At 40.1% G+C, this 7,515-nt stretch carries 7 protein-coding genes; all 7 read right to left on the bottom strand.

Going from position 1 to position 7,515, the window contains the following annotated elements; genetic code table 11:
- A partial coding sequence (locus JHC35_RS04355) for a hypothetical protein (protein ID WP_295042364.1) occupies positions 1-813 on the bottom strand: 813 nt, incomplete at its 3' end.
- On the bottom strand, positions 803-1,450 hold the full coding sequence (locus tag JHC35_RS04350; protein ID WP_295042362.1) for a response regulator transcription factor: 648 nt from the start codon (positions 1,448-1,450) through the stop codon (positions 803-805). The genes JHC35_RS04355 and JHC35_RS04350, both read right to left, overlap by 11 nt.
- The gene (locus JHC35_RS04345; protein ID WP_295042360.1) at positions 1,451-1,741 is read right to left on the bottom strand and encodes a DUF3240 domain-containing protein; all 291 of its coding nucleotides are present in this window, start codon (positions 1,739-1,741) and stop codon (positions 1,451-1,453) included.
- Complete coding sequence (locus JHC35_RS04340; RefSeq protein WP_295042358.1) at positions 1,738-4,794, bottom strand: efflux RND transporter permease subunit; 3,057 nt, start codon at positions 4,792-4,794, stop codon at positions 1,738-1,740. Before JHC35_RS04340 ends, JHC35_RS04345 begins: the two co-directional genes overlap by 4 nt.
- Positions 4,794-5,843 carry an efflux RND transporter periplasmic adaptor subunit gene (locus JHC35_RS04335; protein ID WP_295042356.1) on the bottom strand — a complete coding sequence of 350 codons (1,050 nt, stop codon included), beginning with the start codon at positions 5,841-5,843 and terminating at the stop codon, positions 4,794-4,796. Before JHC35_RS04335 ends, JHC35_RS04340 begins: the two co-directional genes overlap by 1 nt.
- Positions 5,843-7,027, bottom strand: a complete 1,185-nt coding sequence (locus tag JHC35_RS04330) for a TolC family protein (protein WP_295042354.1) — start codon at positions 7,025-7,027, stop codon at positions 5,843-5,845. Before JHC35_RS04330 ends, JHC35_RS04335 begins: the two co-directional genes overlap by 1 nt.
- The gene (locus tag JHC35_RS04325) at positions 7,024-7,383 is read right to left on the bottom strand and encodes a PepSY domain-containing protein (RefSeq protein ID WP_295042352.1); all 360 of its coding nucleotides are present in this window, start codon (positions 7,381-7,383) and stop codon (positions 7,024-7,026) included. The genes JHC35_RS04330 and JHC35_RS04325 overlap by 4 nt, the downstream gene beginning before the upstream one ends.
- Between the last annotated feature and the right edge of the window lie 132 nt (positions 7,384-7,515).

Genomic DNA, 7,515 nt, shown 5'->3' with positions numbered 1-7,515 from the left:
TTCTAAAAATAAAACACTTTTTAATTCTGTCGTTAATCGATCTAAATCTTTGCTCAACTCACTAATAAATTTGTTTTTTTCATATTGATCCGATTGTTCATATACGTCTAATCTCGATCTCATCAAAGCTAATGGAGTTTTAAGTTCATGAGCAGCTTCTTTGAATAACTCCGTTTCTTTCAAACGGTATGATTCTAACCGCTTTACCAAAACAGCAAAAGCGCTCGAAACTTCTTTGATTTCTGTAGAAGCATCATCCAAAACAAAATCAAGAGGAGCCTCACGTTTCCACATTTTTGTTTTCACTACCAGTTGTTCTAATGGTCGCATATAATAATCAAGGGCGATGATAACAATGAACAAAATAACTACTAACGAGATCCCATAACGGAGCAGCAATAACTGAGCATATTTATAAGTAGCTGTGTCAATTTTTTCATGATCACTAATTGCATTCAAGTAATAATTGTTACTCAGTTTGATAGATGCTGCAACAAACCGGTTATTTGTTCTATACGGATTCGTCAAGATGATAAAACGGAGCTGATTTACTTCAGAATCCGATATAATCATTATATTATGCGGGATACTATAAAGAAAATTTAGGTCACTTGAGGGTGTCAATACCGAATGGATATATTCATCATTACTTTCAACAAGAAGATGTGTCAATACTTTTTCTACATCCTCTTCTTTTTGAGAATGAATAGTTTTTATAGCAATGATTAAATTTATACTAAATGCAACACCTAGTCCAATAGCGAAGACAAGAACAATTTTAAACTTTAACGACTTCGCCCAATTAAATTGCAATCATGTATCCTCGTGTTTTAATCGTTTTAATAATACTAGGATTTAGTTTACGACGTATACGCCCAATCAGTTCATCAATAGAATTTGAAGTAATATTTTGTGGGTTATCATAAAGCGCATCCATTATCTCATCACGCGAAACAACGCCTCCTCTCTCCAAAAGATAAAAAAATAGCTTTTGTTCATTACTACTGAGAAGAATTTCATCTCCAGATTTTTTTATTTTTTTAGCATATCCATCAATCTCAATATTTTCAAATATTTTTATTTTTGGTACATAACGTCTAGATAAAGCGATCAATCTTGCTCTAAGTTCTTTTATATCGAATGGTTTTTCCATGTAATCATCTGCACCGTATTCAAGTCCTTGGACTTTTTCATCTATATTCCCCAATGCACTGAGCACCAAAATTCCCATTAAAGAATTTTTATGTTTTCCGTAGCTAATCAAATCGCGTACACAATCTTTTCCATGAAATGTTCGATCTACAATAAAAATCTGGTATGTATAAGCATCCAAATACGTCTTGGCTTCTTTTTCATCATCAACTGTATCAATTATCCAATCTTCCTTGAGTAGAGAAAGTTTTAATAATTCAAGAAGTTCCGGTTCATCATCAGCAATTAGTATCCGCATTTATAGCTCTTTTAGCTCATTCAGAAATATTTTGATAGTTTTATCTTTTAGTTCCCTTTTGATGACTCCTGAGAGAACGATGGCTTCCGTCTTATGCAAAAAAAGACGAAATAATCCAAAATCCCGTCTCGCACTCACCTGTTCCTCAGCGCTAATCAAAAAGGCTCCGGCACTGTATCGTTTGCAAGGGAAAAAATAAAAATCATCATAACCTTCCTCCAATAATAAATCAACTAAAATATCTTTATTAGTAATCTCAAAATAAATATCCATGCTCGTTAAATGCATCATTTGCCTCTTTTGTAGATCATTTTAAATGCAGGCGGAAGAATCAAAAGCGTTAAAATCGTCGATGTCACCAATCCTCCCAATACAACAATGGCGAGCGGTTTTTGGATCTCACTTCCCACACCCGTTGCGAATAACAATGGCAGCAATCCCAACGCAGCGATAAACGCCGTCATCAAAACCGGTCGAAGCCGTCTGCGTGCACCCTCAGCAACGGCATCGTCGATCGAATAACCGCTTCCCAGCAACGTATTGAAATAACTCACCATCACGACACCGTTAAGCACAGCTATCCCAAAAAGAGCAATAAACCCGACTGAAGCCGGTACCGAGAGATACTCTCCGCTGAAATACAACGAAATAATCCCCCCTGTAACGGCAAACGGGATATTGAGCAAAATAAGGGTCGTTGAGCTTACCGAACGGAATGTAAAGAATAAAATCAGAAAAATTATACCGATACTAATCGGGATCACTGTCATCAATTTTGCGGCAGCGCGCTGTTGGTTTTCAAACTGTCCTCCATAGACGATGGTGTATCCATTTGGAAGTTTGACATTCGTATTGATTTTTTGTTTCGCTTCTTCGACAAAACCAACCAGGTCACGTCCCTCAACATTGGCCCGAACCGTACTGTATCGTTTGGCATTTTCTCGATCGACCTTCAAAGCACCTTCACTCGTTTCGATTTGAGCCACACTCGAAATCGGTACGGAAAACCCATCGCTTAAAGGGAGTTCTAACGATTTAAAAAGCTCCATATCCTGCGATACTTCACTATCCAATCGCATGAGAACTGGAATTCTCGTATTTTCTACAGATAGCTCATCAATCGTAACTCCCTCCAAAGCCGTTTTCAAAAAAAGTTCCAGCTCAGCTGTATCTACACCGGTCTTTGCCGATTCAGTGCGATTGGGTTTTACACTCAGATAACTTACCCCTTCGTTAAGCGTTGTAAAAACTTCTGACGATCCTTTTACCTCACCCAACACATCAGCAATCTTTTGACTCAATGCGTTCAATGTATCAATATCGTTCCCGTAAATTTTGATTGCCAAATCCCCACGTGATCCGGTTAACATTTCAGAGATACGCATCTCAATGGGTTGTGTAAAGCTAAAACTGATGCCGGGGAAATTTTTGAGCGATTCTTGAATCTTGGTTTTGATCTCTTCTTTGTTTTTAGCTTGCCATTCAGTCTGCGGCTTCAACGTGATAAACGTGTCGGTTTGATTCAACCCCATAGGATCCAACCCGAGTTCATCCGATCCGGTACGTGCGACAATGGTTTTGATTTCCGGAATGTTTTCTATCAGTGTACGCTGTACCGCAAGATTCAGTTCTTTGGATTTTTCAAGGGAAATCGAAGGCGGAGTCTCGATTCCTAAAACAATGTCCCCCTCATCCAACGTCGGCATAAAGCTTTTTCCCACAAATGCAAATAATGTAAAGCTAATAATCAAAAAAACAACAGCACCGCTAAAAAGGAGTTTTGTACGATTCAATGCAAAATCAAGCATCGGTTCATACAAGCGAGCAAAAAAGCTTCCGATGAAGGTCTCTTTGTGCGGGGTACTTCTCAATACCAATGAACTCACAACCGGAATGAGTGTCAATGAGAGAAGAAGAGATCCGAACAGTGCGAAAACAATCGTCATGGCGACAGGCGCAAATAGTTTGCCCTCCAGCCCTTCCAATGTCAATAACGGCAAAAATACCACGGCGATAATCAAAATACCGCTAAAAACAGCCGTGCTCACCTCTTGAGTTGCGCGGTATACTTGATGCAATTTTGGCAAAGAGGTGTTGTTTTCACTTAATTTGGCAAAAGAATTTTCAACGACTACAACCGCAGAATCAACCAACATACCGATAGCTATCGCCAACCCGCCCAAACTCATCAGATTGGCGCTTAGCCCAAAATACTTCATCAATAAAAAAGCAATCGCAATGGAAAACGGCAAAATGACGCTAACTGCAATCGCAGCACGTACGTCACCTAAAAAAACCATCAACAAAACGATAACTAGCACAATAGCTTCTACCAATGCTTTTGACACGGTACCGACCGCTTTTTCGATCAGATTACTTCGATCGTAAAACGGGACAATTTTCACACCTGCAGGAAGTTGCGATTTAAGCTGATCCAATCGTTCTTTAATCTGCGCAATAGTCTCTTGGGCATTTGCCCCTTTTAGTGTGAGGATCAATCCTTCTGTCGCTTCTCCGACACCGTCTTTTGTGACGTATCCCAATCGCGTACGGGCATCATCTCGAACTTCACAAAAATCCCCGATTCGGATCGGACCGCTATGGGAATGAATGGTAATGTTGGCAATTTCACCGGCATCTTTTACACCGCTTTGTACTTTGACCAAATAGCTCTCTTCACTTGCATCAACACGCCCTGCACCGTCATTTTTGAGGTTTTTTTCCAACGTCTCTTTGAGAAGACTCAAAGGGATTCCCAAATTACGCATTGCGGTATAATCAGGTTGCACGACGATTGCACGCGCTTCGCCGCCCAGAGCATTCACATCTGCCACCCCTTTTGCTCCCCGCAAAACAGGACGGATGACAAAATCAAGCAGTTCCCGTTTCTCTTTTTGGCTCACATTCCCTTCAATCGTAAACATGAATGCTTCACCCAAAGGGGTCGTAATCGGTGCCATCCCCCCCTCAACACCACTTGGAAGCGTCGGCAAAAGGGATGCAAGTTTTTCAGCAACCTGAGCGCGGGCACGATAGATATCGGAGCCGTCATTGAAATCGATAGTGATATCGGCAATCGCATATTTAGAGGTACTTTTCAGAAGCTTTTCATTTTCCAGCCCCAATAACTCAGCCTCTAGAGGTTTTACAACACGATTTTCCACCTCTTCGGGAGTCATTCCCGGCGCTTTCAAGATAATTTTGACCTGTGTAGAGGAAATATCGGGGAATGCATCAATCGGTATTTTATAAAATGAGTATATTCCGTACCCGAAAAGCGCTAAGGAGAGAAGAATAACAATCAGACGCTGTTTGAGAGAAAATTCAATAATAGAGTTAATCATTATTCAAATCCCAAGCCGTTCAATGCCCCTTTAAGGGTAATGATCCCATCCGTCGCTACTTTGGAGGTTGAATTTAACCCTGAGGGTTTGATCGCAACATGATCTTTGTAGGTTTTTTGAACCTCTACGATCTGGGGTGTAAATCCATTGGCATTTTTGACAAAACAGATGTCATTTTTTTTGTATTTTGTTACCGATGACGTAGGAAGCAATATCCATTTATCCGTTTGTACGGAAGCAATATAGAATTCTCCTGACGTCCCCGCTCGATAGTTATTATTTGAATTTAATACGGCGATAGCGGTTGCAGAATTACTCATTGTGTCGACACCGGATGATATTGCAGTAATTTTTCCAACTTCTTTACCGGTTTTATCCATGACCGCAGCCCCTTTTTGAATACTTCCGATCATTTTTGGCGGAATCTTTATGTAAGTGCTCAATGCATTTGCTCGCGCTATTTTTAAATAGGGCATAAAGGGCTCAATTTTTTCTCCTGCTTTTAGGGGGGCGTGTGCGAGTATGCCGCTTTGACGAGCGCGTATAGCAAACATCATCCCGTTTTTAGGAGAGATATCCGCACCGGAGAAAACAAAACGATTCTCTATTTCTCCGATTTTCGCTTTTAAACTCATAACCTCCAATGCACTTTTTTGCGATTCACGTAATGAGATAACCCCGTCTTGATACAAAGCTTGATCTTTTTTGGCGTATTCTTGAGCTAGTTTGAGTCGGTTGCGTAGATCTTTGAGTTCATAACTGCTTGCAAGAAGTTCGGAAGAGGCAATGGTACAAATTACTTCACCTTGTTTGACCGTATCACCGGTTTGTTTCATCAATTCCGCGACCGTTGCTTCTGAACTCAGGGTATAGTTTCGGGCTCCTTTATCGTTATAATCAAACGCTCCGATAAAAGGCCCCATAGCTTCTGATTTAATCTCTCGAACCGGTTGAACCACGATCCCCATCTTTTTCATCTGAGCATCACTCATTTTTATATCTGCCATCATCGCTGTAGCGATCATGAGCAAAAAAATACTTTTTTTCATTACCAAATCTCCCCTATCTTTTCTTCAATAACTGCCATCTCTTCAATGTAATTTTGTTTCATCTGCAATGTGCGCAAGCGGGCATCGTAATAAGCATTTTTAGACGCCAAATACTCAAACTGCCCGATCACTCCCCCCTCATACCCTTTGTGCGCCATCGTAAAGAGTGTTTCGTATTTTTTTTCATTGTCAGCTAATTTTTTTATGTTTTCTTCCCGCTCTTTCAAATGCTCGAAGAGTCCCTGAACGCTTAATTGCAGTTTTTGCCGGATCACGTCTCGTACATTGACCAAAGCACTCCGCTCGCTCATCAATGCAGCTATCTTATTTTCGTTTTTACTGCTGATGGCCAAAGGTATCGTCAATCGTACATCCCAACTGTTCTGGATAGGTTCCTGAGTCATTCCAACTCCCACTGAAAACGATTCAATCTTCGAATGTTGCAGTGTAGCGATTTGAGCATTTAATCCATCGATACGAAGATCAAGCGATTTCAATAACGGTGCTTTTTTCAAACGCTCTTCCAACGCTACAGAAGATATAAATGCGAAATTCAAATCATCCACCATCACTTCTTGATCCGACATAACCACTTCTTTGAGATAGTGCTGTGCGTGTTCGGCTTCCATCGATACGGCTGCAAGCTCTTGCAGAGTACTTTGATACTCATTTTCTAAACGTAAAAGCTCCAGCTGCGACAACCGTCCGGCTTTGAACTTTTTCTCTCCGATTTGAAAGGCTTGATAGGAAAAATCACGTTTTTCACTCAAGATGAGGCTTCTTTGATACTCTAACTGATACAAAAGCCATCCCCTTTTTAACGCAACTTGCAGCAGCCCTTTTCGAGTATAGGTTTCGTACTCTATCCCTTTTTTTTGCACATCAAATTCATTCGATTTAGCTGATTGAAACGAAGGAAGCTTAAATGCATAATCAAGCATAAAACCGTATTCTGTACCGCTGTCATTGGTATTATCCGCTTTGATTTTTCGTGCAGATGTTTCAATACTCAACGGGTCACTCGCCAACGCCGAAGCTTTTTCGAAATCAATAGCATTTGCCCGTCCATTGGATTCTATGATCTCTTCCGACACTTCAGATGCACGTTTGGTCAATTCGTTAAAGCTGATCGCATGCCCCAAAAAAGGGATCAATACTAAACTGTATGCCCATTTCAATTTCATTGTAATGTTTCCGTTTTTAAAATTGACCCATTGCTCGGATCCACATAAAGGCGTAAATGGTTTGCCGCCGTATCTGTAACATATACTTGATAGACTAATTCAGAAGCAATATCCCTTAGCTTAATCTCGCGGACACTATACCCCTCTTGTATAAGATGCGTACGAATCTTATCTTCTTTCATCGGTGCAATTGATTTGTAATACTGATCCTTGTCCATAGTTTGGATTGTATGATTTTTATACGTTCCGAATGTATATTTTAAATGCTCACGCACAGGAACACTTACAGATGACCCCATTGCACCATAAAGAGACAAAGATAAAAATGTGATGAAAATAACTGCACCCCACTTCATTGTAATTTCCTCTATTATAAAATCAATCGAATTTTATAGTTCTAATGTGAGAAAATCATGAGACGTTACTGATAGCCTAAAATATTTTCTGTAAATTCCAATGTCAGCTATGATGAGAAAAAAATAGGAGTT

This window comes from Sulfuricurvum sp. (genome assembly GCF_022759005.1).
GTDB lineage: Bacteria > Campylobacterota > Campylobacteria > Campylobacterales > Sulfurimonadaceae > Sulfuricurvum.
This window is presented reverse-complemented; position numbering and strand designations above follow the sequence as displayed.

Excerpts from the sequence above, each read along its gene's own strand:
- JHC35_RS04335 (WP_295042356.1), bottom strand. The coding sequence starts at position 5,843 with ATGAAAAAAAGTATTTTTTTGCTCATGATCGCTACAGCGATGATGGCA.
- JHC35_RS04340 (WP_295042358.1), bottom strand. The coding sequence starts at position 4,794 with ATGATTAACTCTATTATTGAATTTTCTCTCAAACAGCGTCTGATTGTT.
- JHC35_RS04345 (WP_295042360.1), bottom strand. The coding sequence starts at position 1,741 with ATGATGCATTTAACGAGCATGGATATTTATTTTGAGATTACTAATAAA.
- JHC35_RS04350 (WP_295042362.1), bottom strand. The coding sequence starts at position 1,450 with ATGCGGATACTAATTGCTGATGATGAACCGGAACTTCTTGAATTATTA.
- JHC35_RS04325 (WP_295042352.1), bottom strand. The coding sequence starts at position 7,383 with ATGAAGTGGGGTGCAGTTATTTTCATCACATTTTTATCTTTGTCTCTT.
- JHC35_RS04330 (WP_295042354.1), bottom strand. The coding sequence starts at position 7,027 with ATGAAATTGAAATGGGCATACAGTTTAGTATTGATCCCTTTTTTGGGG.